Source organism: Nocardiopsis sp. NPDC007018, assembly GCF_040635075.1.
Classification (GTDB): Bacteria; Actinomycetota; Actinomycetes; order Streptosporangiales; family Streptosporangiaceae; genus Nocardiopsis.
In genome coordinates this window covers 47,200-69,228 of record NZ_JBEYHA010000028.1, presented here as the reverse complement: position 1 = coordinate 69,228, position 22,029 = coordinate 47,200, and the positions used below count along the sequence as shown (strand labels likewise).

General features: G+C 72.8%; 22 protein-coding genes and 1 pseudogene. 12 read left to right on the top strand and 11 right to left on the bottom strand.

Translation table 11 applies throughout. The features are described 5' to 3' along the window. Nucleotides 1-108, top strand: a pseudogene (locus ABZ635_RS17030) (proteasome accessory factor PafA2 family protein); the annotation flags it as partial. 242 nt (nt 109-350) lie between these two features. After that, entirely contained in the window at nt 351-1,001 is a 651-nt protein-coding gene (locus tag ABZ635_RS17025) for a maleylpyruvate isomerase family mycothiol-dependent enzyme (RefSeq protein ID WP_357765645.1), read from the top strand. Nucleotides 1,002-1,042: 41 nt separating this feature from the next. On the opposite strand, the gene ABZ635_RS17020 is transcribed toward ABZ635_RS17025, so the two are convergent. Then, nucleotides 1,043-2,053 carry an alpha/beta fold hydrolase gene (locus ABZ635_RS17020; RefSeq protein ID WP_357765642.1) on the bottom strand — a complete coding sequence of 337 codons (1,011 nt, stop codon included), beginning with the start codon at nt 2,051-2,053 and terminating at the stop codon, nt 1,043-1,045. A gap of 93 nt (nt 2,054-2,146) precedes the next feature. On the opposite strand from ABZ635_RS17020, the gene ABZ635_RS17015 reads away from it, so the two are divergent. Then, complete coding sequence (locus ABZ635_RS17015; protein WP_357765639.1) at nt 2,147-2,713, top strand: TetR/AcrR family transcriptional regulator; 567 nt, start codon at nt 2,147-2,149, stop codon at nt 2,711-2,713. A gap of 265 nt (nt 2,714-2,978) precedes the next feature. Further along, complete coding sequence (locus tag ABZ635_RS17010) at nt 2,979-4,445, top strand: MDR family MFS transporter (protein ID WP_357765636.1); 1,467 nt, start codon at nt 2,979-2,981, stop codon at nt 4,443-4,445. 85 nt (nt 4,446-4,530) lie between these two features. Here the strand turns inward: ABZ635_RS17010 and ABZ635_RS17005 are convergent, their stop codons facing one another. Beyond that, nucleotides 4,531-4,923, bottom strand: coding sequence for a GNAT family N-acetyltransferase (locus tag ABZ635_RS17005; RefSeq protein ID WP_357765633.1), 393 nt, complete (start codon nt 4,921-4,923; stop codon nt 4,531-4,533). Nucleotides 4,924-5,128: 205 nt separating this feature from the next. Beyond that, entirely contained in the window at nt 5,129-5,896 is a 768-nt protein-coding gene (locus ABZ635_RS17000; RefSeq protein WP_357765630.1) for a 2,3-dihydro-2,3-dihydroxybenzoate dehydrogenase, read from the bottom strand. Between the two features lie 202 nt (nt 5,897-6,098). Between ABZ635_RS17000 and ABZ635_RS16995 the strand changes: the two genes are divergently transcribed. The 4 genes from ABZ635_RS16995 (at nt 6,099) to ABZ635_RS16980 (ending at nt 9,493) form a co-directional block, all read left to right on the top strand. Continuing rightward, a complete protein-coding gene (locus tag ABZ635_RS16995) occupies nt 6,099-6,473 on the top strand; it encodes a DUF3817 domain-containing protein (protein WP_357765627.1) in 375 nt (124 codons plus the stop codon). 182 nt (nt 6,474-6,655) lie between these two features. Beyond that, entirely contained in the window at nt 6,656-7,465 is an 810-nt protein-coding gene (locus tag ABZ635_RS16990; protein WP_357765624.1) for a peptidoglycan recognition family protein, read from the top strand. 313 nt (nt 7,466-7,778) lie between these two features. After that, nucleotides 7,779-8,864 (top strand): S-(hydroxymethyl)mycothiol dehydrogenase, encoded by a 1,086-nt coding sequence (locus ABZ635_RS16985; RefSeq protein WP_357765621.1) that lies wholly within the window; start codon nt 7,779-7,781, stop codon nt 8,862-8,864. Next, nucleotides 8,861-9,493, top strand: coding sequence for an MBL fold metallo-hydrolase (locus ABZ635_RS16980; RefSeq protein ID WP_357765618.1), 633 nt, complete (start codon nt 8,861-8,863; stop codon nt 9,491-9,493). The genes ABZ635_RS16985 and ABZ635_RS16980 overlap by 4 nt, the downstream gene beginning before the upstream one ends. A 26-nt stretch (nt 9,494-9,519) precedes the next feature. Here ABZ635_RS16980 and ABZ635_RS16975 read toward each other — a convergent pair whose 3' ends face one another. The 7 genes from ABZ635_RS16975 to ABZ635_RS16945 are packed head-to-tail and all read right to left on the bottom strand — an operon-like array spanning nt 9,520 to nt 17,084. Further along, nucleotides 9,520-11,562: a protein kinase gene (locus ABZ635_RS16975; protein WP_357765615.1), complete on the bottom strand. Its 2,043-nt coding sequence runs from the start codon at nt 11,560-11,562 to the stop codon at nt 9,520-9,522. Next, the gene (locus ABZ635_RS16970) at nt 11,559-13,832 is read right to left on the bottom strand and encodes a transglutaminase-like domain-containing protein (RefSeq protein WP_357765613.1); all 2,274 of its coding nucleotides are present in this window, start codon (nt 13,830-13,832) and stop codon (nt 11,559-11,561) included. Before ABZ635_RS16970 ends, ABZ635_RS16975 begins: the two co-directional genes overlap by 4 nt. Then, nucleotides 13,820-14,950, bottom strand: a complete 1,131-nt coding sequence (locus ABZ635_RS16965; protein WP_357765610.1) for a DUF58 domain-containing protein — start codon at nt 14,948-14,950, stop codon at nt 13,820-13,822. The genes ABZ635_RS16970 and ABZ635_RS16965 overlap by 13 nt, the downstream gene beginning before the upstream one ends. Continuing rightward, on the bottom strand, nt 14,950-15,957 hold the full coding sequence (locus ABZ635_RS16960) for a MoxR family ATPase (RefSeq protein WP_357765607.1): 1,008 nt from the start codon (nt 15,955-15,957) through the stop codon (nt 14,950-14,952). The genes ABZ635_RS16965 and ABZ635_RS16960 overlap by 1 nt, the downstream gene beginning before the upstream one ends. A 30-nt stretch (nt 15,958-15,987) precedes the next feature. Beyond that, nucleotides 15,988-16,410, bottom strand: coding sequence for an ABC transporter permease (locus tag ABZ635_RS16955; protein ID WP_357765605.1), 423 nt, complete (start codon nt 16,408-16,410; stop codon nt 15,988-15,990). Further along, a complete protein-coding gene (locus ABZ635_RS16950) occupies nt 16,407-16,703 on the bottom strand; it encodes a hypothetical protein (RefSeq protein ID WP_357765602.1) in 297 nt (98 codons plus the stop codon). Before ABZ635_RS16950 ends, ABZ635_RS16955 begins: the two co-directional genes overlap by 4 nt. A gap of 48 nt (nt 16,704-16,751) precedes the next feature. Next, nucleotides 16,752-17,084 (bottom strand): hypothetical protein, encoded by a 333-nt coding sequence (locus tag ABZ635_RS16945; RefSeq protein WP_357765599.1) that lies wholly within the window; start codon nt 17,082-17,084, stop codon nt 16,752-16,754. A 313-nt stretch (nt 17,085-17,397) separates the two neighbouring features. Between ABZ635_RS16945 and ABZ635_RS16940 the strand changes: the two genes are divergently transcribed. The 4 genes from ABZ635_RS16940 to ABZ635_RS16925 all read left to right on the top strand — a co-directional run bounded on the left by ABZ635_RS16940 (nt 17,398) and on the right by ABZ635_RS16925 (nt 20,442). Then, on the top strand, nt 17,398-17,799 hold the full coding sequence (locus ABZ635_RS16940) for a hypothetical protein (RefSeq protein WP_357765596.1): 402 nt from the start codon (nt 17,398-17,400) through the stop codon (nt 17,797-17,799). 69 nt (nt 17,800-17,868) lie between these two features. Then, entirely contained in the window at nt 17,869-18,489 is a 621-nt protein-coding gene (locus tag ABZ635_RS16935) for a hypothetical protein (RefSeq protein WP_357765595.1), read from the top strand. Beyond that, nucleotides 18,482-19,969, top strand: a complete 1,488-nt coding sequence (locus ABZ635_RS16930) for a hypothetical protein (RefSeq protein WP_357765592.1) — start codon at nt 18,482-18,484, stop codon at nt 19,967-19,969. The genes ABZ635_RS16935 and ABZ635_RS16930 overlap by 8 nt, the downstream gene beginning before the upstream one ends. Before the next feature lie 143 nt (nt 19,970-20,112). Continuing rightward, nucleotides 20,113-20,442: a hypothetical protein gene (locus ABZ635_RS16925; RefSeq protein ID WP_357765589.1), complete on the top strand. Its 330-nt coding sequence runs from the start codon at nt 20,113-20,115 to the stop codon at nt 20,440-20,442. Between the two features lie 39 nt (nt 20,443-20,481). Here the strand turns inward: ABZ635_RS16925 and eccD are convergent, their stop codons facing one another. Further along, entirely contained in the window at nt 20,482-21,828 is a 1,347-nt protein-coding gene (eccD, locus tag ABZ635_RS16920) for a type VII secretion integral membrane protein EccD (RefSeq protein ID WP_357765586.1), read from the bottom strand. Between the last annotated feature and the right edge of the window lie 201 nt (nt 21,829-22,029).

The window sequence follows — 22,029 nt, the reverse complement described above, 5'->3', positions numbered from 1 at the left end:
AAGCTGGGCTCCACCGACCTCGTCCTGCGGATGATCGAGGCCGGGGTGGTCATGCGCGACTACACCCTGGAGAACCCGATCCGGGCGATCCGCGACTCGGCGCGAGCGGGCACCGCCCGTCAGTGGCCCAGGCGTCCGCGCCAGGTGGTGAGTGCGCGGGAGGTAGGCACGGCGCGGTCGGGGTGGACCGTGGCCACACCCCGGACCAGGGCGTCGGCGACGACCGCGGGCGCCGGTCCCCGGGGCGCAGCCGAGACGGCGCCCACCCCCTGAGCACGGCCGACGATCGCAGGCGCCGGTCCCCGGCGGGGTTCCCCGGAACCGTCCGACCCGCACCGTAGGGTGCGCGCATGGACACCTCCCGACTACGGCCGATGTTGGCCACCGAACACGCCGAGATCGTCGCCGACCTGCGTGAACTGACCCCCGAACAGTGGGACCGCACCTCCCTGTGCGACGAGTGGACCGTGCACGACGTCACCGCCCACCTCGGCGCGGGCATGACGACCGGCCAGCTCGCCTGGATCGCCTCCATCCTGCGCGCGGGCCTGCGCCCCGCCGTGCACAACCGCAGGCAGATCGCGCGCTTCGCCCGGGCCACTCCCGAAGAGACCCTGGCCCGGTTCGCCGCTCTGGGCTCCGAGGGGGGCGAGCCCGTCCGGCTGCCCACCGGCGACACCGCGCCCTGGCTCGGCGAGCTGGTCGTACACGGGCAGGACATCCGCCATCCGCTGGGGATCGGGCGCGAGCCCGCGCCCGAGGCCGTGGCCGCGGTGGCGCGCTTCTACGCCTCCCGCGACTTCGCGGTCAACAGCAGGTCCCAGGTGAAGGGTCTGCACCTGCGCGCCACCGACGCGGAGTTCACCGCCAACGACCCCGGGCTGCCCGTGGTGGAGGGGCCCCAGCTCGCGCTCGTCATGCTCATGGCGGGCAGACCCGCCTACCTGGACCGGGTGGAGGGCCCCGGCGTGCCCGAACTTCGGAGCAGACTGGCGGGCTGACGCGGCGCGCCTCCGGGTCCCCGAGGCGCGTCACCGGGCGGTCAGTCGTGGGCGGCCCAGTACGCGGGGAGCTCCGTCCCGAGTTCCTCGGCCGCCTGCATGGGCAGGGAGTGGGTGGTCCCGGGCCACACGGTGACGGGTTCCCTGCCCAGTTCCCGGGCCCGGTCCGCGGCCTCCTCCCCTCCCGCGAGGGAGCTGTCGCCGGCCAGGTCGATCCGGACCGGCATCCGCATCGAACGCCACTCCTCGTCGGTGAGGGTGCGCGGCACGAAGGTGGCCGAGGAGTGGTGGCGCGACCCCTCGTCGATCATCACCGACATCGGTGTGCGCTCGCGCACCTCCTCCACCGTGATCCCGCCGATCTCCGCCATACCCCGGTCCTTCCACGACTGCGGTACGGGGAGCAGCAGCAGCGAGGACCACAGGTAGGTGGAGGCGGGCATCCCGCGCACCACCATCACCGGCTCCAGCAGGGTCAGGGAGGCCACCCGGCCGGGGTGCTCCAGGGCGTGGACGGTGGCGACGGCCCCTCCGAAGGAGTGGCCCACCATGTGGACGCGGTCCAGCTCCAGCCCCGCGAGCACCTGCTCCACCCAGGCCCCCTGGTCGTCGAAGGAGCCGAACGGCACCGACTGCGTGGACATCCCGGCGTCGCCGATCGCGTCCATGGCGTACAGGGTGCGCTGGCCGATCCAGTGGACGAGATTCTCGCCCCACATCGGCGCCCCGGAGCTGATCCCGGGCACCAACATCACCGGAGCCGCGTCCCCGCCCCGGCTCCCCTCCTCGTCGGCCGCCCACTCGTAGACGCGCGCGGAGCCGTACTCGGTCATGACGTCGTGGGTCCGGGTCGGCGCGGGCAGGGTCGCCATCACGTCCTGGTAGGCGTCGAGGTAGGCCCCGTAGCCCTCCTGGCTGCGCCAGTGCCCCACGGTGGCCTCCGGCGCGAGGATCGCGACCGCCTTGTCGACGACCAGCCAGGCCACCAGCAGCGCTCCCAGAGCCAGGAGCACCTGGCGGCGCCGGGGACGGCGGCTTGTTCGATCACTCATGACCCCTCCGATAAATACGATCGTATTGACCCCGCGCCCCGAGTCTACACACATCTCAATACAGTCGTATTGACCCTGGGATAGACTGCGGCCATGAGCAGCGCGGACAGTGACCCGAGACGGACCGAGATCCTCCACGCCGTGTGGGGAGTGATCGCCCAGAGCGGTATGGGCGCGGTGTCCATGCGCAACGTCGCCGCGACCGCCGGGGTCTCCGTCGGACGCATCCAGTACTGGCTCCACAGCAAGGACGAACTCATCCGGGCCAGCCTCGTGGCGATGCTCGGCGGCGCGGAATGCCTCCACGCCGACGCCACCGAGGGGGTCGACGACCGCGAGGCGCTCTGGGAGCTGGTCGGCCATCCCATCCCGCGCGCGGAGACGGCGCGCGCCGGGGTGTCGGTCTTCCACCAGTACGTCGCCGCCGCGGTCCACCACCCCGCCCTGGCGGCACTGCTGGCCGAGGCCAAGGACGGCGAGGAGGCCGAGGCCACCCGGCTGCTGGCCCGGCTCGCCCCCGACCTCCCCGACCCGCGCGAGGCCGCCCGCGCCCTCATGGCCACCGCGGACGGCCTGTCACTGCGCGTCCTCATCGGCGGGCTGTCCTCGGCGGAGGCCGAACGGACCCTGGGCGACCAGCTCGACCGGCTCCTGGCCTGACGGCCCGAACGCAGCACCCCACCGACGCGTTCGCCCCGGTGAGCGGAGACACACACCAGGCCCCCGAACCCACTCACACGCGCGAAAAACCAGGCGAGACGGGACGTACCGTCGCCTAGTCTGGAAGCCGCTGCGGCGTTCCCGGAGGATGCACACCATTCGTCCCGGAATACCGCCGCGACCAGCGGGGTTGACCGTTCGTCGGCACAACCGACACCCCGCCCTTCCCCCTGATCCAGGCCATCTCGAGCGCGCAAGGAAGTACGTGAGCAGGCAACCCGACACACCCACCTCCGACGAGGTCGCGGACCCGCGCGCGACCCGACTCGTCATCCCGCTTCTCCTGGTCTCGGCCTTCGTCGTCATCCTCAACGAGACGATCATGGGTGTGGCCCTGCCCGAGCTCAACCGCGACCTCGGCATCACCGTGTCCACCGGACAGTGGCTGACCTCGGCCTTCATGCTCGTGATGGCCGTGATCATCCCCGTGACCGGGTTCCTGCTGCAACGGTTCCACCTGCGGCAGGTGTTCATCGCCGCGATGACGCTGTTCAGCATCGGCACCCTGATCTGCTTCCTGGCCCCGAACTTCGCCATCCTGCTGTTCGGCCGGATCGTGCAGGCCGGGGGCACCGCGATCATGATGCCGCTGCTCATGACGACGATCCTCAACACGGTCCCCGCCGACCGCCGGGGCCGTGTCATGGGCAACATCTCCATCGTCATGGCGGTGGCACCCGCGGTCGGACCGACCCTGTCCGGGCTGATCCTCAGCGTGCTGGACTGGCGATGGCTGTTCGGCCTGGTGCTCCCGATCGCGCTGCTCGCCCTCGGCCTGGGCGCGGCCTTCATCCGCAACGTCACCGAGCCGCGCGCCGCCCGCATCGACGTGCCCTCGGTCATCGTGTCCGCCTTCGCGTTCGGCGGACTGGTCTACGGCTTCTCCAGCCTGGGCAAGGCGGCCGACCCCGACGCCGCGATCCCGCCGTGGGCGGCCCTCGCGGTGGGCGCCGCCGCGCTCGTGGTGTTCGTGTGGCGCCAGATCAGGCTCCAGAACGAGGACCGCGCTCTGCTCGACCTGCGGGTGTTCCAGTCCCGCCAGTTCTCGGTGTCGATCGCGCTGGTGCTGGTGAGCTTCATGGCGCTGTTCGGCACGATCATTCTGCTGCCGCTGTACATGCAGAACGTGCTCGGACACGACACGCTCGCGACCGGCCTCACCCTGCTGCCCGGCGGACTGCTCATGGGTCTGCTGGCGCCGTTCGTCGGTCGGCTGTACGACCGCTTCGGGCCGCGCCCGCTGGTCACACCGGGTGCGGGCGTGGTCGCCCTGGTGCTGTGGGGCATGACCCTCTTCGGTACCGACACGCCCATCGGCTACGTGGTCGCCGCGCACATGGCGCTCAGTGCCGGGCTCGGGTTCATGTTCACCCCGCTGCTCACCGGTGCGCTGGGGTCCCTGCGACCTTCGCTGTACTCCTACGGCAGCGCCGTGGTGGGCACCGTGCAGCAGGTCGCGGGCGCCGCCGGGACGGCCGCGTTCATCGCGGTGATGTCGGCCGTGGCCGCGAGCCGGCTGGGTGACGGTGTGGAGGCGGTCGCCGCCGAGGCGGGCGGTATCCACGTGGCCTTCCTGTTGGGGGCGGCCATCGCCACACTGGCGTTCTTCGCGACCTTCCTGGTCCGACGCTCCGAGGCCGGTCAGGAACCCGAAGCGGTCCCGGCGCACTGAGACGCCGGAAACTGAGACGCCGGAAGGGGGCGGCGGTGGCCACCGCCGCCCCCTTCCCGTACGGGGGCCACCGCCCCGGACCCGCTCACTCCGAGAGCCTGAGCAGGCCCGCCCGGGTGCGACCGAAACCGCACGCCTCGTAGAAGGGCTCCAGCCGGGCTTCGTAGTCGACGTGGAGCCACTCGACTCCCAGACTCCGCAGATCCGCCACCAGAGCGGCCACGACCGCCCTCCCCACCCCGTGGCGCCGATGACTCCGGGCGACGGCGGTGTCCAGGAGGAACGCGTGCGCTCCCCCGTCCCACACCGCGTGCACGAACCCCACCGCCCTGCCCTCGTCCTCGGCCACCACCCAGGAGCGGCTGTGGCGCTCCAACCGCTCGGACCACGGCACCGGGGAGTCAGCGTGGCCGAACGCCTCGACGTGCAGGCGGGAGAGTTCATCGTCGTCTACCGGGCAGCGAACGTGGACGCGCATCCGAGCGACACTACTCCTCCACCTCGCGGTGGTCGAGGTCGGAGGTGCCACGGGAGCCGGTACCCGTCGACCCCGCAGGTCCCCTCGCGTACGAAGCCGCGCTCCCTGAGCGACCACCCGGTGGTCGCCCCCCGTGACCGGACCAGCGCAACGAGCGTGGGCCGATGTCCGGCCCGCGACGGCGGCTCGGATCGCGGACGGGGGTTCAGCGGAGCGCGGCTCCGCCGTCCACGTACAGCTCGTGCATGGTGATGTGCCGGGCCGCGTCGGAGACCAGGAAGCGCACGGCGGCGGCGACGTCCTCGGTCTGGCCGAGCCTCCCCAGGGGGATGCCGACCTTGAAGCGTTCGGGGTCACCGGTCACGAGCGCCTGGGTGTCGCCCGTCATCGCGCGCAGCATCGGGGTGTCGGTGGAACCGGGCGAGACCACGTTGCAGCGCACCCCCAGGGGCGCCAACTCCAGGCCCAGGGACTTGGTGAGCGCTACGGCCGCCGCCTTGGAGGCGGCGTAGGCGGCCATGCCGGACCGGGGCACCCCGGCGGCGTTGGAGGCGATCGTGACCAGGGTCCCCCGCCCACGGGGTCCCATCCGCCGGGCCACGGCCCGCCCCACGGCGAAGACACCGGTGGCGTTGACCGCGATCATCCGGTTCCAGTCCTGGTCCGTGCAGTCGGCGAGGGGTCCGGTGCTGAGGGTTCCGGCCGCGTTGACGACGGTGTCCACCGGCCCGAGCTCCGCCTCGACCTCATCGAAGAGGGACTCCACGCGGACGGTGTCGGTGACGTCGGCGACCAGGGTCCGGACGGTGTGCCCGTCATCCTCCACGGCCCGGACGGTCCCGGCGAGGCCGTCGCGGTCGACGTCGACCGCCGCGACCCGGGCGCCGCGCGCGGCCAGGTCGGCGGCGACCGCACGCCCGACGCCGCTGGCGGCTCCGGTGACGACCGCCACAGCACCGGTGATCCCGTTCATCCGCACTCCGTCCGCCATCGCCGTTCCCGCTGGGGTTCGCGGCAAGTCTCGGGGCGCCCGGGGGCCGGTGTCAACCGTCCAGCTGTACTCGGACACCACCCCTGTGACCCCACCCCGAGAACGCGTACCGCCGGAGGTGACCTAGCCTGGTTGCGGCCCGGGGACCCCGGACACCACCCCGCGACGAGCCCGAGGAACACCGTTGAGCATCACCGCCCTGACCGCCCGAGCCTTCCGCGTGGTGGCCGTCTTCGAGGCCTTCACCTGGGCCGGGCTCCTTGTCGGCATGTACGTCAAGTACCTCGGAAGCGGCAGTGAGCTGGGCGTCCAGATCTTCGGGCCGGTGCACGGCGGCGCGTTCATGGTGTACGTGGTGCTGACCCTGGCCGCCGCCTACCGGCTGCGCTGGGGCGTGTGGCCGACCCTGGTCGCCCTGGCCGCGTCAGTGCCTCCGCTGGGCACGCTGCCCGCCGACTGGTGGCTGCACCGGACCGGGCGCCTCACCGACCCCGCCGCCCGCACGGCCGTCCCGGACGGCGCCGGTGGCGCCGCGGAGGAGCCCGCCCGGGTCTCCTGACCCGCCACACCGGCCACGGGGCCCTCCCCTACCTCCGGGGACACTCTGATACCAGAGGAGAACCGGGTCCCCTCCTGTCCGGTACCGGACAACGGAAACTCCCAAGTGACCCTTTGCGTACCGCGAGTCCGCCATGTTCTGGTGAACGGGCACGTCACGGCTCCTACGCAGAAGGGACCCCCATGCCGTACCCACACGGCCCCGACCGACGCGCCGTCCTCCGGGGCGCCGCCGTCGCCTCCGGCACGGCGCTGGCCGGAGGCGCGTTCGGCGTCTCCACGGCGCACGCCTCCGTCGGAACCGGCGCCGCCGCCGAACCGGCGATGTACTTCCGCGCCGACTGGAACGCCCGGCCGCCCACCACCCCCGTCCAGGTCCTGGCCACACCGCCGAGCTTCGTGGTGGTGCACCACACCGCGACCCCCAACGCCACCGACCACTCCGAGGCGCACGCGCTGGCGCTGTCCAGGTCCATCCAGAACTTCCACATGGACAGCAACGGCTGGGCCGACGCGGGCCAGCAGTTCACCATCAGCCGCGGCGGCCACGTGATGGAGGGCCGGGACCGCGCCGTCCCCGCCGTCCGGGAGGGCAGCCACTGCGTGGGCGCCCACGTGGCGAACAACAACAGCACGTGCGTGGGGATCGAGAACGAGGGCACCTACATGGAGGAGGGGCCCACCCAGGCCCTGACCGACTCCCTGGTGGCCACCCTGGCCTGGCTGTGCGGTGCCTACGGCCTCAATCCGCATGAGGCGATCCTGGGACACCGGGACTTCAACGCCACTGCCTGCCCCGGCGACGTCCTCTACGCGATGCTCCCGGAACTGCGGGACGCCGTCACCGGCGTGCTGCTGGCGGCGGGGGCCCAGATCGGCACGCGCACGGTGCCCCGCGAGGACCGCCCCTCCTACCCGCCGGTCCCCCGGGACGAGCCCCGGCGCGCGTTCGAACACGGACCCGGCCGGGGTCCCGACGACATCACCCGCTGACCGCACCGTGAGGACGTCTCCCCGTTCGGCGTCACTCACCGGGTGAACCATCGTCAGGGGGCGGTGCCCGTTCCATGGGGCGCCGCCCCCTGACACGTGTCGGCCGCGCGCGGGCGCGGACCAGCCGACCGCCGCGCTGGTGGACTTCCTCCGGCCCTGCTGGTCTGGGGCGGGCGGAACGCCTGGATCGCGCCGGAACGCTCCCGGGAGCCGTGCCGGACCCGATGATGGACACGCGTGCGGACGGTGCGGCAGGGTGACCGGAGACGGTGCCCTCCGGCACCGGCGGCCACGAGGTTCAGGGAGTGCACGCATGTCCCAACAGGTCCAGGGTGTGATCTCGCGCGCGAAGGGCGCACCCGTCGAACTCACCACCGTCGTCGTCCCCGACCCCGGCCCCGGCGAGGCCGTGGTCCGGGTCCAGGCCTGCGGGGTCTGCCACACCGACCTGCACTACCGTGAGGGCGGCATCAACGACGAGTACCCCTTCCTCCTCGGCCACGAGGCCGCGGGGGTCGTCGAGTCCGTGGGCACCGGAGTCACCCACCTGGCACCCGGCGACTTCGTCGTCCTCAACTGGCGGGCGGTGTGCGGAGAGTGCCGCGCGTGTCGGCGCGGTCGGCCCCAGTACTGCTTCGACACCCACAACGCCGACCAGCGGATGACCCTGCTGGACGGCACCGAGCTCTCCCCCGCCCTGGGCATCGGCGCGTTCGCCGAGAAGACCCTGGTCGCCGCAGGTCAGTGCACCAAGGTCGACCCCGCCGCCTCCCCCGCCGCCGCGGGGCTGCTCGGGTGCGGGATCATGGCGGGCATCGGCGCCGCCGTCAACACCGGCGGGGTGACCCGGGGCGACTCGGTGGCGGTGATCGGCTGCGGGGGCGTGGGGAGCGCGGCCGTGGCCGGGGCCCGAATGGCCGGGGCAGCCCGGATCATCGCCGTCGACCTGGAGGAGCGCAAGCTGGAGTGGGCGCGCGGGTTCGGCGCGACCCACACCGTGAACGCCCGGGAGGCCGACCCGGTGGAGGCGATCCGCGAACTGACCGGCGGCTTCGGAGCGGACGTGGTGATCGACGCGGTCGGTCTTCCCCAGACCTACGAGCAGGCCTTCTACGCCCGCGACCTGGCCGGGACCGTGGTGCTCGTGGGGGTGCCCACTCCGGAGCAGCGCCTGGACCTGCCGCTCCTGGACCTGTTCGGTCGCGGCGGGGCCCTGAAGTCCAGCTGGTACGGGGACTGCCTGCCCTCCCGCGACTTCCCCATGCTGGTCGACCTGTACACCCAGGGCAGGCTGGACCTGGACGGGTTCGTCACCGAGGAGATCGGGCTCGGTGACGTCGAGGAGGCGTTCGCCCGCATGGAGCGCGGCGAGGTACTGCGATCGGTGGTGCGACTGTGAGTGACACGCGAGTGGAACACCTGACCACCTCCGGGGTCTTCACCCTGGACGGCGGCTCGTGGGAGGTGGACAACAACGTCTGGTTGGTGGGTGACGACGACGAGGTCGTGGTGGTGGACGCCCCGCACGACGCCGAGGCGATCGTCGCCGCGGTGGGCGGTCGCCGGGTGGTGGCGGTGCTGTGCACCCACGGCCACAACGACCACGTCAACGCTGCCCCGGCCGTGGCCGACGCGACCGGCGCCCCGATCCTGCTGCACCCCGGTGACCGCGTGCTGTGGGACATGACCCACCCGGACCGGGCGCCGGACGGCGACCTCGCCGACGGCCAGACGGTGCGGGTGGGCGGCACGGACCTGACCATCCTGCACACCCCGGGGCACGCGCCGGGGGCGGTGTGCCTGTACGCCCCGGAACTCGGTGTGCTGTTCAGCGGCGACACCCTGTTCCAGGGCGGGCCGGGGGCGACCGGGCGGTCCTTCTCGGACTTCCCGACCATCGTGGACTCGATCCGCACCCGCCTGCTGACCCTGCCCGAGGAGACGGTCGTCAACACCGGCCACGGCGGTTCCACGACCATCGGGGCGGAGGCCCCGCACCTCCAGGAGTGGGTGGACCGGGGGCACTGAGCACGTCCCGGGACCGGGGGCCTCAGTCAGGACGCGGAGGTCCGCTCCGTGCACACCTGTTCCGAGGGGGCGATCTCGTCCACGCTGAGCACCGCGATGACGATGAAGCAGTACTCCCGGCCCGGGTCGAGACCGCTGACCCGCGCCTGCCCGGAACCGGGTTCGGCGTCGGCGAGGTTGCCCGGCGTCTCCCCCACGACCCCGCCGACGACCTGGTGGGCGGCGGCAGGGTCGGAGTTGTCGGTCCAGCTCACCGTCACGGTGTGCCCGGCGTCGTCCAGGGTGACGCCGCCGGGCGCGGCGTCCTCGACCAGCCCCGCCGGGGGCGCCGTGTCGCCGGAGGCCTCTCCTCCGGTTCCGGAAGGTTCGGCCGTGTCGCCGGGGGTCCGCGCGGCCTCGGGTGAGGCGACGGCGTCCGGTCGGAGCTGGCGCAGGAGGTCGCCCCCGGCGCTCGGGCGCAGGATCGCGACCGCCCCCAGGGCGACGGCGACGAGGGCGATCGCGACGACGGTGACACCGATGAACAGCGGGCGCCGCGCGGCGGGCCCCTGAGGACGGGCACCGACCTCCTGGAGCCGCGGCGGCTCCGGCGGGGTCGGCGGGGTCGGCTCCCGGTGGGGTGTCCGTTCGGTCCCGGCCCCCTCCGGGGGCGCGGGGGGATCGTCGACCGCCCGCGCTGCGGGGGCGGAGGTCCCCGCCCAGCCGGGCAGGGCGGCCCAGGCGATCTCGGGATGGTCCGCCAGGAGGCTCGCCGCGGAGGCCGGAGCGGGACCGGCGTCGCCGGAGGGTCGCGAACCCGGCCCGTGGTCGCCCTCCGATGAGTGGGAGGCGGCCTGTGCGGCGTGCTCAGGGCCGGAAGGACCGCCGGAGTCGCCCTGGACGTCGCCGGGCGGGGTCGGTGTGGTCTCGCGTGCGGCGGGGGTGGTCACGGCGCCCGGTACCGTCGCGCCGGTGGCGTCGCCGGGACCGGCGACCGCGCCGGGCACACCCCACGGGTTGGCTGGCGCGGAGGGCACGGGCGGCGGCCCCTCGGCGGCGGAGGGCTCCGGGGCACGCTCCGAGTGCGCGGGGGACGCGGGGGCGTCGGGCTCCCGTCCCGCGTCCCCGGCGGCGGCCCGCTGGCCCGCACCACCCGGTACCGCGACCGCGCCGGGCACGCCCCAGGGGTTCGCGGCGGTGTCGGTCGTCTCGGGTTCCGGCCCGGCACCGGCGGGCGCACCCGCCGGCCCTCCGGGCTCCGAGGGCGCCCCCTCCCCCGCCCCGGCCCCTTCCCCGGCCAGGTCGCGGGCGAGCTCGGCCGCGCTCGGCCGACGGTCCGGGTCGCGGGACAGCACCCGGTCCAGGAGCGCCCGCAGCCGCCCCGGCAGGTCGGCGCGCGGCAATCGGGGTGGGCCCTCCGAAAGGGCCCTCTCCCGGTAGGCGAACGGGTCACCGACCTCGCCCGGCCCGCGCGCGAAGGGCGGATGCCCGGCGAGCAGAGCCCAGAGCACCGCGCCCAGCCGGTAGGTGTCGGAGGCGGGGGTCAGGGGGTGTCGGCCGCCCAACGCCTCCGGGGACGCGTACGCCACCGCGACGGGGTCCAGTCCGACGGGTTCCGCGCGGCCCTCCACCGGCAGGACACCGCCGACGTCCGCGAGTACGGCCCCGCCCGGGGCGCGCAGCACGTTGGCGGGCTCGACCCGGTGGTGCAGCAGCCCGCGTTCGTGCAGGGCGGCGAGCGCTTCCGCCACCGCGCGCCCCACGGCCAGGACCTCCGCGACCGGGAGCGGCCCCCGGTCCGCCATGGCGGACGCGTAGTCCCCCTCCGGGTGGAGGTCCATCGCGACGAAGGCCCGACCGGACGAGGTGCGCCCCCCGCCCACGGCCCGGACCAGCCCCGCGACCCCGGACAGCTCGACCAGTCGGTCCACCTCACCGGCGCCCGCGTCGTCGCGCATGACCTTCAGGGCGACCGGAGCCCCGTCGCCGTCGCGCCGCGCTCGGTAGACGGTCGAGGCCGCCCCCCGGTACAGGACTTCCGGGGAGTGGAACCCCGGTGCCAGCCTGTCGTGCCGTTCCTCGCCGCTCATCGGCGTCCTCTCCGTTGCCGGTCCCGCCCGGGAGCGTCACGCCACACCAGTGGCCGGGGGTCGAACCACCAGGTGAGTCTCCTGGCCCGGGGCCGTGACCCGCGCACCGCGCGCTGGTGGTCCCGCACGGCCCGCCCGGCCTCCCCTGCCACCCGGTCGTCGACGCCGACCCCGCCGCCGAAGCCGACGCTGTTCACCGCTCCGGCCAGGCGGTCGAGCCGGTCCGGCGGGGCGTCCGGAACCAGGGCGCGCGCGGCCGCCACGGTCTCGGTGACGGTGGCCCCGGCCTCCGGGACGGCCCCGGCCAGTCGGAGCGTGTCGCGCAGTTCACGCCAGGCCCCCAGGACCCGCGGGGCCGGGGGCCCCGAGTCCAGGCGTGCGGCGCGGCGCCCGAACCGGACCACGGGGACCGCCAGGACCAGGGCGAGCAGTCCGGCCGCGCCGGCCAGCACGAGGGGGACCGCACGCGACTCGTCGCTTCGGGTCCGCTCGGACTCCCCGTCCTCGGTGGCGGGGGACGCGTCCAGCTCTCCGGCCTCGGGTTCGTCCGCCTCCGGTCCGCTCTCGGGGGACTCGTCGGCACCGGCCTCGTCCCGCCCGCCGGGAGTGACGTGGTAGGGTACCCAGCCCACCCCGTCGAAGTACACCTCACCCCACGCGTAGGCGTCACCGGTGCGTACCTCGTACACGTCGCCGCCCAGGTCCGTCCCGGGCGCGAACCCCACCGCCACCCGGCTGGGCAGCCCGGCGGCCCGTGCCAGCAGGGCGAAGGCGCTCGCGAACTGTTCCGAGGTCCCCGAGCCGCCCCGGTCCCCGGGCGCGGCCAGGACCGCGTCGACGTGCGCGTAGCCGTGCCCGCCCGCGGACTCCGGATCGAAGGTGTGGGAGTCGCGCAGGTAGTCGGCGATGGCCCGGGCGCGGTGGTGGTAGTCGCCCTCGGCGGCGATCTCGGCGACGACCTCGTCGAGGATGGGCGGAGCTCCCGGAGGCAGCTCCCGGTAGAGCTCGTACACGTCGCCCACCGGCGGGGCCGATCCCGACAGGTCGACCCCCGACCAGTCCGCCACCGTGCCGACCACCTCGTAGTCGCGTCCGGCGACGGCGCCGTCCCTGGTGACGACGGTGCCGGTGAGGGCGTCGTAGCCGAGCGAGTCGAGATCGACCCGGCGCGGCGCGCCCACCACCGGTGCCCAACTGCCGGGCAGGTCGTCGCCCACGCTGACACGCGCGGTGACGTCGCCGTCCGCTCCGGGAGGCGGCGGGACCGGCGCGGGCAGGACCCGGTCGGCGTTGCGGTACCCGCTCTCGGGGAGCCAGGTGGTGCCGGTGAAGTCGGCGAGCGCCACCCAGCGCAGTTCGACGGGCTGGTCGGACTCGACGGTGAGCAGCGGCTGGTCCGGTTCGGCGGCCCATCCCGGGAGGTAGCTGAGCGGGTTCCGGGCCTGTTGCGGGTCCATCGGCGGGGCGAGCACGGCGCGCGGATCGCCGGGTTCGGCGGTCCAGCCCGAGAGCAGCACCGGCCCCGCGAACACCGCCAGTGTCGCGGTGAGGAGGCAGAGGAGACCGGTGACGGCCGCGTCGCGGACCGGGGAGGGGCCGGCGGGGCGTTGGTCCACCTGGATGCCCAGGGCCGGTGAACCCGTGTCGCCGCCCGTCGCCGTTGCCGACCGCGTGGTCATGACGAGGACCGCCGCAACGCCGATGAGGCCGATCGCGGCGAACCCGGGCGGGGCGACCGGACCGTTGAGCACGACGGCGCCCACGAGCAGCACCAGGCCCGGCAGCAGGGCCAGCCCTCGGCGTTCGGCCCGCCAGGCGAGGGCGGTGGCGGTGCCGGTGACCCAGGTCGCGAGCAGCGGAAGGGCGAGCGTGTCGACGGTGAGCGGGGTCGGCGCCGTGCTGGTGAGGATGCGCGCCCCCGAGTGCAGCAGCGCCTCACCCGCCCCGAGCAGAACACCGTCCCCCTCCCCCGGGACCCACGCGGCGGCGGCCACCACACCGGCCAGCGGCAGGGGGACACCGGTGAGCACCGCGCGGAGCGCGCTGTACCGGGCCCGCAGAAGGAGCGCGACCGCGACCGACACCGCGGAGCACACCGCCAGCACGGCCAGGAGGACACCGGAGGAGGCGTAGGAGGCGGAGACCACGACCCCGCCCGCCGCGGTGGACAGGACCAGGCCCGCGCGGGCCGGGAGCGTTCCCGGGAAGGAGGGGGCCGGGCGACCGGGTGGAGCGACCCCTTCTGGGGCGGGGGCGGTCATCGTGGCCATGGTGCCTCGTTCCAGCGATCCGCGAAGGACGCCGCGTCCGCCGCGGCGACGAGCCTGACGGAGTCGGGCGCGGGAGGCGGTACCCGCTGGCCGACGACCACGGCGACGAGGCTGGGGTAGCGGTCGGACAACTGGCCGAACAGACGCAGGTCCGTGGCGTCGGCGGTACCGCTGACCAGGATGGCCGTGTCGCCCTGGCTCCGGCCGCGGGCCAGGTGGAGGGCGTCGGCCAGGTCCGTTGCGGTGGTGGGAGCGGCCTCGGCGAGCAGGTCGAGCAGTGGGGGCAGACCACCCCCGCTGTCCCTGCCGCGTCCGCTGACCAACCGCAGTTCGCAGTGGAGCGAGGCCCGTACCCCGGTGGCCAACAGCGAGGCCGCGGCCCCGGCGACCTCGTCCAGCCGTTCGTCGGCACCGGACGCGGCCCGGTCGTCGACGATCACGCACAGGCGTGTCTGCGAGGTGTCGACGTACTCGCGTACGACGAGTCGGTCCAGGCGGGCGGAGCTGCGCCAGTGGACATGGCGCAGGTCGTCGCCCGGGGCGTAGTCGCGCAGGGTGTGGAAGGTGAGCGTGCCGGCCTTCGCTCCGTCGACCTCGCCGTCCGGGTCGGCGACGCTGCCGACCGGCACCGCCCTCAGGTACTGCCACGTGGGATGGACCCACACGTGGTCGGTGCCACCGTGGGTGCGGGTGCTCCGCGCCAGGCCGAGGGGGTCGGAGCGGCCCGCCCGCAGGGGGCCGAGCTCGATCAGGCCGCGCCGCAGGGGCTGGAGCCAGTAGTCCGACCCCCCGGAGCCGCCGCCCCGCAGCGGGGCCAGGGGCACGTCGTGTTCCCCGTCCGGGCCGACCACCCGTTCGCTGATCCGCACGCCCCGGCGGCCGGTGTTGCGCGCCCGCATGTGGACCCGCACGGAGCGTCCCGGAGTCGTGCGGGTCCCTCCGGGCAGTGAGCGGGTCGTGGTCACGGCGGCGGGTCGGCCCGCGAACAGGGTCGCCGCCGTCACCGCGAGGAGCGCGAGGGCACCGAGCAGGGCGAGTTCCTGGTAGTCGGACAGGATGCCCGCGGCGAGCAGTGACGCCCCCGCGACGGCCACCAGCCATCCCCTCGTGGTCGGCATCAGCGGGTCGCCGTCGCCCCCGGCTGTCCCGGTTGGGGGGCCGGGGTGGCCGACAGGATCTCGTCGAGCACGTCGACACCGGTGCGACCGCCCACGGATGCCTCCGGGGAGAGCACCAGTCGGTGCGCCCACACCGGTTGCGCCAGGGTCTTGACGTCCTCCGGGGTGACGTAGGGGCGCCCGGAGACCAGGGCGAGGGTCCGGGCCGTGTGCGCCATCGCGACGGTGGCCCGGGTGGACAGCCCGACGCTGAGCGCGGGGTGGTCGCGGGTCGACCGGGCCACGCGCAGCACGTACTCGTACACGGCGTCGTCGACGTGGGCACGACGGGCCGCCTGGCGCACGCGTTCCATCCGTTCGGCGTCGGTGTGGGCGGGCAGGGCGTCCGGCGAGGTGAGGCGGTCGCCGCGCATGATGGCCAGTTCGGCGGCGGGGTCGGCGTATCCCACGGTCAGCCGCATCAGGAACCGGTCCAGCTGGGCCTCGGGCAACCGGTAGGTGCCCGACATCTCCACGGGGTTCTGGGTGGCCACCACCAGGAAGGGCGCGGGGACCGTGTGGCGGACCCCGTCCACGGTGACGGCGCCCTCCTCCATGACCTCCAGCAGCGCGGACTGGGTTTTGGGGGAGGCGCGGTTGATCTCGTCGGCGATCACGACGTTGGCGAAGACCGGCCCGGGGTGGAACTCGAACTCCCGGGTGGCCTGGTTGAAGACGGTCACCCCGGTCACGTCCGAGGGCAGCAGGTCGGGGGTGAACTGCACCCGCCGCCAGACCCCGTCGACGGTGGAGGCGACGGCGCGGGCCAGGGTGGTCTTGCCGGTACCGGGGACGTCCTCCAACAGCAGGTGCCCCTGGGAGAGCAGGGCGACCAGGGAGAGCCGCACGACCTCGGACTTACCCAGGAGCGCCGACCCGACGGAGGAGGCCATCGCGTCGAAGGCGTCCGCATGGACCGCCGCCTCGTCCGTCGAGAGGGGCACGGAGGGAGCAGCGTGCAGGGTCACGGGGGTGTCCTTCGGGGTGCGGAAGACGGGTCAGGGAGTCTGGTCCGGGCCCGCGGGCTGTCGCTCCTGGGGGACGAGCGGGGTGTTCGGGTCCTGTGTCTGGGTCTGATGCCCGCGCTGCTCGTTGAGTTCGCGCTGGGTCTGGAAGGCTCCGTAGACCACGATCCCCGCCGCCAGGACGGCGGCGACGATCAGGCCGACGACGACGGAGGGCCACACGTGGTGGCGCTGGCGCCAGTAGCGGCTGGAACCGTACAGCAGGGCGGCACGCAGCTGCCGACGCCGCAGGGCGTCGGCCTGGAGGACGTAGCGCTCGGTGTGGGGGGTGGTCTGGAACGCTTCGGGGAGCGGGGTGGGGGCGGGGGGTTCGGGGCGCTCCCCCGGTCCGGGGGCCGGGGGCCGCTGGTGCGGCGGGGCCCCCGACACACCCTGGGTGCCGTAGGGGGAGCTCACTCGAACAGGTTGTCGAGGTAACGCTTGGTGTCCCGGTAGCCGTCCACCGTGCCGTCGACGGCGTCGATCATCTTGGAGAAGCCCCGGTTGGTCATCTCGAAGGCGCTGGTGAACTCGGCCGCCCTCGCCTGGAAGGCCTCGTTACCGCCCTCGAACCTGCTGACGGTCTCCTTGGCCTGGCCGTCGATCTCCTGCATGATCGCCTGGAAGAGCCCCAGGTAGTGGCGCTGGTCAGCGCTCAGTTCGTCGAGCTGGTCGATGTCGGCGCCGACCTCGTACTTGTTCACACTCATGACGTGTCCTCCCCCGCGTTGGTGACCCGTACCGTCTCGGTCGGCCGCTCAGATGTTCCGGCTCAGATAGCTGAGCTCGGACTGTGCCTGGGCGAAGTCCTCTTCGCTCTTGGCGTCGGTGGAGTTGATCCTCTCCTGGCCCAGATTGAGGTTCACCCCGTACTTGGTGCACCAGTCGGTGAGGGCCTTGAAGCCCGTCACGAGTTCGGCCTGCCCCTGACGGTAAGCGCCCAAGGCGCTGCCCTTGAGAGCCTGGCTGTCCTGGTCCAGGACCGCCATCAGCGAACGCATACGGTCGTTGAGGCCGCCGCCCTGCTCGTCGAGACGCGACCCGCCCTGCGACAGGGTGGTGGTCTCCTCCGTGCCGACGTTGTTCGTCATGTGTCCGTCCTTCTCCCCTCGAATCCCCCTGGCCCGTGCTCGACGCCGGTCTCAGGGGCGCTCGATCCGTGAGTTCGGGGGAGGTCCGTTCCCGGTCACAGATCACGACTCGAACCGGAAAATAGTGAAGGTCGCGACCACTGTCAACACGAAAGGGCGACAAAGGCGCCAAGTGACCGGAACAGGACAGGTTCTCATCCTCGGAGCCCTCGTCCGCGTCACACGGAGCACCGGCACCTTCCACGATGAGGACGATCGACGCTCCCTCCCCCGACGCCCGTTCCCGGGCCCCGGAAGCGACGAGAGGTGGACCATGACGGACTCAGAGGTAGCGGCCAACCCCGAGGCGGTGGAGGCGGCGGCACGGATCGCCGAACGGGTGAGCGGCGCCCTGGACGGGGTCACGCACGCCTTCGAGACGAGGGCGGAACTCCTCGACGAGGCTTCGGTGGAGGCCAGGATCAACGGCGCCTTCTCCGACTACTTCGTCGAACACAAGGAAGCCGTGCGGACGGTCGAGGAGAACGGAACGACCATCGCACGCAACGCGAGAGCGGCCGGCGAGCGCATATCCACGACCGACTTCGAGGCCGGGCTGGGCTTCCGTCACCCCACTCTCGACCCCCACGGATACGGCACCCATGACCACGACACCTCCCACATACTCCGGGAGATCAACCGCGAGGTGCCCCCTCCGGATCACCGCTTGCAGTGACCACTGTTTTCCCCACCGCTCGTGCTCCCCTCACTCCTCCCGCCCCCAGGCAACGAAGGAACGACGGACATGCGCCACACGTCGGCCGAATCCCCCAGCTCCCTCGAGTTCACCCCTCCCAACACCGATGTCGACACCGTCCGGCTGAGCGAGCTGTGCCGGGCCTCCTGGCATCTCGCGCTCCGAATCCTGGGTGACGCCGGCGCCGAACACACGGCGCTCACCGGAACGGCGAAGGAGTTCAGTGATCTCGTCAGCGAGGACATCAGTTCTGCCGCCTCCTACAACGAACAGGAGTGGCGCAGGGCCTGCATGGTGCTGACCTACGCGGCGGGCGTCGCCCGGCACTGGCTCGACGACGTCTACGACTTCCGTTCCGAACGCGCCGACCTCATCCGGGACTACGCGTCCCGCCTCGCGAACCTCGAAAGCCAGTATCCGCTGTTGTCCGGCTCCGACGGGGCCCTCAGCACCGCCGTGTTATCACAGATCCCTCGCTTCGACGCGGCGGCCCGCAACCTCCTCCACGACTTCGACCGGCGAGGGATCGAGCTCAAGGAGGCCCTGGTCGACACGGCGCGCGAACGCGCCGCCATGCTCGACGACGGACCCGAGCCGCACCACCTGAGGACCCTGGTGGAGGCGGGAGTCCTCGGTTGGGGGCGCGCACAACATCCTCGGTGTGACTGAGGACGTGCCGCTTCCCCTCTCCGAGAGGGAGGCCATGGTGATGGCCGGGGAAATGGACGAGTACCTGAACGGCGGGCGGGAACCGGACGAGCGCTTCCACGAGATCGCCGCCGCCCTCAGCGCCGTCGGTGCCAAGGCCGCGCTGCTCCAGACGGCCAACCAGGCACGTATCGGACAACCGTACGAGATGAGCAGGTTCGCCCCGCGGCTGAGCGAGGAGGAGATCGAGTTCCTCCGGACCTTCTACGGCGAGCTGGACGAGATGACGCCGAACGGTCTCGTGCACCTGATGCCCTGGTTGGAGGGGGACGAGGGGCCTGACTGGGGTTCGGCCGAGCGCGACGCCTTCGCGGCGGGAGTCGCCGACGGCCTGCTCACCCTCTCCGACGAGGGGGTCGGCGGCGGCCAGTACCTCCTGCCAGAGCGCGTGCGGGACTTCGCCAACGGACTCCCTGTGGAGGACTGGCGCGAACGCGGGCTGCTCGACAGCCGTGCCAAAGGCGTGCGCTCCCTGAACTGGCTGGCCGACGCCGAGGACTTCGCCCGGCTCCTCCAGCACTCCGATCCAGGCCTGCACGGCGGCACGGAGTTCTCCGCGAACGTCACCCTGAGCACGGGACACCACCTCGGCCACAACGACCTGGCGATCACGCAGGACCGGGAGGACGCCATCGGCTCCCTCCTGGAGGTCACCACCCGCAACGAGAGCGCCAACCACGCCGTTCTCACGGGCGGCATCGAGCATCCCGCCGCCCGCGTGGAGGACTCCCGCTACGCGTCCGAGCACATGCCCGACTTCGGGGAGAACCGGGACGCGCTCGCTGGCCTGTACTCCCACGATTGGCGCGACGACGGGGAGGCCGTCGCCGGTCTCACCGACTGGATCACGGAATTCGCCAAGGGGACACCGGGGCAGGCCCAGATGGCCGGCGACGCCACCGTCGGTCTGATGGAGACGCTGGCGGGAGAGGCGGACGACCGCCCCTTCCACGACACCCAACACCAGAGCGACACCAATTACCAACTCGCGGTCACCGAGGTCAATCCCGAAATCGCCGAAAGCCTGACCGGGATCTATCTGACCTATCTAGCGGACCTCACCTTGCACGCCGAATCGAGCGGCTACGACACCATCGAGTCCGGTCCGTCGAGCCTGCTGTTGCATGAGCCCTCCGACAAGGCCCTGTTCATCGATGACGCGACCAAGGAGCGATTCGTCCAACTTCTCATAGCCGACGTCGACAGCGCCGATTTCGTCACCTCCTCGATCGAGGCCCTGGAGATCGACATCATCAACGCCGCCCTCGACAGCCCTCACCCCGAAGCGCTCCGCAACGCCGGCAACACCACGGGGGGCATGCGGACGATCATCCACGACGCGATGATTCACGAGTTCGAGGACCGAACGGGGACCGCCAGGAAGCGGAGGACGAAGCGGCCGCTCGGTGGCAGGAGGGGTTCAACATCGGGGTCGCCCTGAACAACGCGACCCTCGGTTCCGTCCCGATCGCGGGCCCCGGACTGGCCTTCGTCGGGGAGAGCCTCCTCCGTCTCCACGAACATCCCGCCAAGGACGCCCACCTGGAACAGTGGCGGTCGGAGAACGAAGGCAACGAAGTGCCCGTGAAGGACATCGTGGACTACGGTCCACAGTCCATCCAACACGCCCAGAACCAACTCCTGAGAGTGATGCTGGACCGCGATCTGATCGATATCGAGACTCTCCAGGAGAGCGGCCTACTCAGATCCGAATTCGACGGCGAGAAGGAGGAGGCGGCCATCGAGGTGATCCGTCACATGGGAGACAGGAACGCCACGGGAAACTACGCCACGCTCGAAAACCTGCAAGAGGACGTCGGTCTGGAACTGGGCGAACCCGGCAAGAACCCCGTCAACGACTACTTCAATGGTGTGCGCAACTACTACGCTCCCGGAGCCAGAACGAACGGTTGAGAGAGGATCGGCCCTGTGCCCCCGCCTCTCACGCGTCGATCAGCCGCCGATGCGGACGGTGGAGACCGCCTCGTACACGCCCAGGGACCAGACGGCGGCCACGCACATCCCGGCGACCACCGCGATCTCCACACCGTTGAGCAGGCGGCGCAGCGAGGCCCGGGGGACGTCGGTCAGACGGATCGCGCTCAGCGCGGCCACCGCCACGCACGCCACCAGGGCCACGGCGGGCAGCGCCCCGGCCAGCGCGGGATGGGCCGTCGTGGCGGCCACCCCGGTCACGGCCAGGCCCAGCACACCGGTGAGGCGGACCGGCAGCACGTGGGACACCCGGTCGAACAGGCGGGACCGCATCAGCAGGGCGAGCGAGACCAGGGCGGCCAGAACCAGGTCGCGGCGCCCGTCACCAGTGAGGGCCAGCAGGCCCACGGAGAGCGTCGCGGCGACCGACACCCCCAGGATGGTGCCGGTCAGCATGCGGTCGCTGTTGGCCAGGCTCTCCTCGAAGCGCTGGTTGTCGGTCTGGCCCACCTGGCGCACCTCGTAGTCCAGCCCCGACAGGCCGCCCAGGGCCAGCGCCATCCGGGGCAGCACCCCGATGCCCAGGGCCAGCAGGACGGCGAGCAGGCGCACCGCCATGGGCCCGTCGGTGAACAGGCCGAGCCCCACCAGCAGCACCAGTGAAGCGGTGACCACGCTCAGCCCGGCCAGGTAGGGCAGCAGGCGGTGGGCCAGCGCCCAGCCGCCGACCGAGGCGGCCAGCGCCCCGAAGCAGGCGAACAGGACGGTCACGATGGGCGTGGGAGCCGTGGCGCCCACACCCAGGACGGCCAGCACGGTGGTCAGGGCGCCCCAGCCGCAGGCGGCGGCCTGCGCGGCGTGGGCCACACCGGGAAGGTCGCGGGAACCGGCCAGCCACACCGCTCCCAGCGCCGTCAGCAACCCGAGGACGGACACCGCGAGGTCCAGCGGCGAGGAGCGGACCAGGACCAGGGCGACCATGACCAGCAGCGGCCCCAGGGCGGCGAGGGACAGCCCGAAGCCGAGCGTGGTGGTGGGTTTCCACAGCCACGCGCGCTCGTCGACGCGGTCCTCCACCGTGCCGCGCACGTCGTCCACGAAGGACGGGCGGTCCGGCGCGGTCACCCGGTCCAGCAGGAGGACGTCGCCGTCGCGCACGCCCGCCTCCACGAGCGAGCCCTCGGAGGGGATCGGGGTGCCGTCCACGGCGACCAGGTTCCAGCGGGCGGACCGCAGGCCGTCGTCCGCCGGGGAGCACACGCGCACGACCTGCGGCATCAGCGCCGCCACGGACACCCCTCCCGGCAGGACGAGGTCGGCCCACCGATCCGGTCCGGTCACCGTGACCCGGCAGTATCCGCTCACCTGGGGCTCCCCGCGTTCGTCGTCGGTCGTGATCGGCGCGCGGCCGCCCGGGGGCGGGTGCGAACCGCAGACCCCGCGCGAGGATCTCACCGGGCCGTGGCCCGGTTGTCCACAGACCCGGTGACACCGGTTGTCCGGCACCGCCGGGGCGCGGGATCATCACGGTAGCAAGAGTGCGTTCCCGGCGTACCGGGCGCACGT

Excerpts from the sequence above, each read along its gene's own strand:
- ABZ635_RS16965 (WP_357765610.1), bottom strand. The coding sequence starts at position 14,950 with ATGCCGACCACGAGGGGATGGCTGGTGGCCGTCGCGGGGGCGTCACTG.
- ABZ635_RS16990 (WP_357765624.1), top strand. The coding sequence starts at position 6,656 with ATGCCGTACCCACACGGCCCCGACCGACGCGCCGTCCTCCGGGGCGCC.
- ABZ635_RS17000 (WP_357765630.1), bottom strand. The coding sequence starts at position 5,896 with ATGAACGGGATCACCGGTGCTGTGGCGGTCGTCACCGGAGCCGCCAGC.
- ABZ635_RS16970 (WP_357765613.1), bottom strand. The coding sequence starts at position 13,832 with ATGGCCACGATGACCGCCCCCGCCCCAGAAGGGGTCGCTCCACCCGGT.
- ABZ635_RS16985 (WP_357765621.1), top strand. The coding sequence starts at position 7,779 with ATGTCCCAACAGGTCCAGGGTGTGATCTCGCGCGCGAAGGGCGCACCC.
- ABZ635_RS16975 (WP_357765615.1), bottom strand. The coding sequence starts at position 11,562 with ATGAGCGGCGAGGAACGGCACGACAGGCTGGCACCGGGGTTCCACTCC.
- ABZ635_RS17020 (WP_357765642.1), bottom strand. The coding sequence starts at position 2,053 with ATGAGTGATCGAACAAGCCGCCGTCCCCGGCGCCGCCAGGTGCTCCTG.
- ABZ635_RS16950 (WP_357765602.1), bottom strand. The coding sequence starts at position 16,703 with ATGAGTGTGAACAAGTACGAGGTCGGCGCCGACATCGACCAGCTCGAC.
- ABZ635_RS16945 (WP_357765599.1), bottom strand. The coding sequence starts at position 17,084 with ATGACGAACAACGTCGGCACGGAGGAGACCACCACCCTGTCGCAGGGC.
- ABZ635_RS16935 (WP_357765595.1), top strand. The coding sequence starts at position 17,869 with ATGCGCCACACGTCGGCCGAATCCCCCAGCTCCCTCGAGTTCACCCCT.
- ABZ635_RS16940 (WP_357765596.1), top strand. The coding sequence starts at position 17,398 with ATGACGGACTCAGAGGTAGCGGCCAACCCCGAGGCGGTGGAGGCGGCG.
- ABZ635_RS17025 (WP_357765645.1), top strand. The coding sequence starts at position 351 with ATGGACACCTCCCGACTACGGCCGATGTTGGCCACCGAACACGCCGAG.
- ABZ635_RS17005 (WP_357765633.1), bottom strand. The coding sequence starts at position 4,923 with ATGCGCGTCCACGTTCGCTGCCCGGTAGACGACGATGAACTCTCCCGC.
- ABZ635_RS17015 (WP_357765639.1), top strand. The coding sequence starts at position 2,147 with ATGAGCAGCGCGGACAGTGACCCGAGACGGACCGAGATCCTCCACGCC.